Origin of the sequence: Neolewinella aquimaris (genome assembly GCF_014197245.1) — a bacterium.
Taxonomy (GTDB): domain Bacteria; phylum Bacteroidota; class Bacteroidia; order Chitinophagales; family Saprospiraceae; genus Neolewinella; species Neolewinella aquimaris.
The window spans coordinates 1-2,025 of record NZ_JACIFF010000023.1; the positions used below are offsets into that span (position 1 = coordinate 1).

Below are 2,025 nucleotides of genomic sequence, written 5' to 3' on the forward strand. Positions count from 1 at the left end.
GCGGCTGGAATACCTCCTTTTCGAGACGACAAGACGGAGCGTGTTGCTGTATATGTTTGACGTGTTGTAGTGAACTAACTTGTGTTGCAGTGAAGTTGGGACGGTTCGTCCTGGTGGAGCAATCACATTCGAGACCCATGGGTTCTGGTAGTAGTAGTTGATACTGCGGCCGAACTCGCCTGCCTTGATGTTAATTTAAAAATTGGCGCTCCATAATGATGGACCGCCCTTTTTATTAGTGAAAGCTAATGACCGGCTAAGTCAACCGTGACTTAGGTACTGTTTGAAATTTACAGTCCCGTAGCTCAGCTGGTTAGAGCGCTACACTGATAATGTAGAGGTCGGCAGTTCAAGTCTGCCCGGGACTACATCCTGGGGGATTAGCTCAGCTGGCTAGAGCACCTGATTTGCATTCAGGAGGTCATCGGTTCGACTCCGATATCCTCCACCCAGTTAGTACCGGTAATGATCGGTATGTATTGAGATGAGTGGATGATGAGCTCAGCTGTCTACCCCGATAACTATCGGGGCTGATTTGCATTCAGGAGGTCATCGGTTCCCCCGATAGCTATCGGGGCGATATCCTCCACCCAGTTAATGCCGGTAACGATCGGTATGCATTGAGATGAGTGGATGATGAGCTCAGCTGTCTACCCCGATAATTATCGGGGCTGATTTGCATTCAGGAGGTCATCGAATCTCCACCCAGAAACAGTAGCGTCGACTTCAGTCGACATGCTGCCTGCCATTTCAGATAAACGTGGCGTCACGTCCTCAGCGGAGGTACGTGCATCCGGTTCGATTCCGGGTTTATCGACCAGCAACCCCCCGCGGGCCAATAAAGCTTCATTAGCCTGAGACTTTATCGCCGGCGGAAACTGAGGGGTTGGTGACGATCTTTGACAAGTTTGGATAAGAGAGCAACAGAAATTTTTAATGGATTTATGATCACATAAAGTCCGTTGCGAGAAATTCAATTTTATTTCTCAAGCGTCTGTTGGATATAATACTCATTAGTTTTAGGCAAGATTTAACGTTACGATTTTACTCGTTTCGGTTTCTAAGAAACTGGTTGGACTGACTTCTTCGGGAGTTGGTTTGGCTGAAGAATAGGAAGTGAACGAAGGGCGTACGGGGAATGCCTAGGCTCTCAGAGACGATGAAGGACGTGGTAAGCTGCGAAAAGCTAGGAGGAGGTGCAAACGACCGTTGATTCCTAGATGTCCGAATGGGGCAACCCACTTGGTTGAAGACCAAGGATCCCGATGTATTTCGGGAAGGTAACCCGGGGAACTGAAACATCTAAGTACCCGGAGGAGGAGAAAATAATTTAATGATTCCGCAAGTAGTGGCGAGCGAACGCGGAACAGCCCAAACCATTACGATACGTCGTAGTGGGGTTGTAGGACTTGTATAATTCAATACCATGTAACTGGAACAGTTTTGGAAAAGCTGACCACAGGGGGTGAAAGTCCCGTACAGGAAGGATGGTGTTGATGACGAGTATCCTGAGTAGGGCGGGGCCGGAGAAACCCTGTCTGAATTTGCGGGCACCATCCCGTAAGGCTAAATACTCCTGAGAGACCGATAGCGAACCAGTACCGTGAGGGAAAGGTGAAAAGAACCGCGAGAAGCGGAGTGAAAAGACCCTGAAACCGTGCGCCTACAAGCGGTCGGAGCCCCGATACCTATCGGGGTGACGGCGTGCCTTTTGCATAATGAGCCTACGAGTTACTCCTCACTACCGAGTTTAAGGTGTTCAGCACCGGAGGCGGAGCGAAAGCGAGTCTTAACAGGGCGTCATAAGGTAGTGGGGGTAGACGCGAAACCTGGTGATCTACCCATGGGCAGGTTGAAGTTCCGATAGTCTCGGAATGGAGGACCGAACCGGTAAACGTTGAAAAGTTTTCGGATGACCTGTGGGTAGGGCTGAAAGGCCAATCAAACCAGGAGATAGCTCGTACTCCCCGAAATGCATTTAGGTGCAGCGTCGTGGAATGTGTGCCGGAGGTAGAGCTACCAATA

2 tRNA genes and 1 rRNA gene are annotated in these 2,025 nt (G+C 49.8%); all 3 read left to right on the forward strand.

The annotated features are described in order from the left end of the window. The first annotated feature begins 294 nt into the window (after positions 1–294). Positions 295–368: transfer RNA gene (locus GGR28_RS18810), tRNA-Ile, on the forward strand. A 6-nt stretch (positions 369–374) separates the two neighbouring features. Continuing rightward, positions 375–448: transfer RNA gene (locus GGR28_RS18815), tRNA-Ala, on the forward strand. A 663-nt stretch (positions 449–1,111) separates the two neighbouring features. Then, positions 1,112–2,025, forward strand: a 23S ribosomal RNA gene (locus tag GGR28_RS18820); the annotation flags it as partial.